This window comes from Caballeronia sp. LZ032 (assembly GCF_031451315.1).
Classification (GTDB): Bacteria; Pseudomonadota; Gammaproteobacteria; order Burkholderiales; family Burkholderiaceae; genus Caballeronia.
In genome coordinates this window covers 1-827 of record NZ_JARUXP010000043.1, presented here as the reverse complement: position 1 = coordinate 827, position 827 = coordinate 1, and the positions used below count along the sequence as shown (strand labels likewise).

1 protein-coding gene is annotated in these 827 nt (G+C 63.2%); it reads right to left on the bottom strand.

Annotation, left to right across the window (positions count from 1 at the left end):
- Positions 1–827, bottom strand: an 827-nt coding sequence (locus QCE69_RS39320; RefSeq protein ID WP_309936153.1) for an aldehyde dehydrogenase family protein, incomplete at both ends; no start/stop codon positions are given.

The following is an 827-nucleotide window of genomic DNA, read 5'->3' as shown; positions in this document are numbered from 1 at the left end:
TAGTGCGAGCCTTCGCGGCCGAGGCCGGATTGCTTGACGCCGCCGAACGGTGCGACTTCGTTCGAGATCAGTCCGGTGTTGATGCCCACCATGCCGTATTCGAGCGCTTCGGCCACGCGCCATACGCGGCCGATGTCGCGGCTGTAGAAGTAGGCGGCAAGACCGAATTCGGTGTCGTTGGCCATGCGCACGACTTCTTCGTCGGAGCTGAACTTGAAGACCGGCGCGAGCGGGCCGAAGGTTTCTTCCTTGGACACCTTCATGTCCGGCGTAACGTTCGTGAGCACGGTCGGCTCGAAGAAGCCGTGGCCGAGTGCATGGCGCTTGCCGCCCGACACCAGCGAGGCGCCTTTCGCGAGCGCATCCTCGATGTGCGATTCGACCTTCTTCACGGCCGCTTCGTTGATCAGCGGCCCGAGCACGACGCCGCTTTCGGTGCCGTTGCCGACTTTCATCTTGCCGACTGCCGAGGCGAGTTTCTGCGCGAACGCGTCGTAGACTTTTTCGTGGACGTAGAAGCGGTTGGTGCAGACGCAGGTCTGGCCGCTGTTGCGATACTTCGAGGCGACGGCGCCTTCTACGGCTGCATCGATATCGGCATCATCGAACACGATAAAGGGCGCGTTGCCGCCGAGTTCCAGTGTGACCTTCTTGACGGTCGGCGCGCTTTGCGCCATCAGCAGTCGGCCCACGGCGGTGGAGCCGGTGAACGAGAGCTTGCGCACGATCGGATTGCCGGTCATTTCCTCGCCGATGGCTTTCGGGTCGCCGGTGAGGATGCTCAGCACGCCCTTCGGAATGCCGGCGCGTTCGGCGAGCACGGCCAT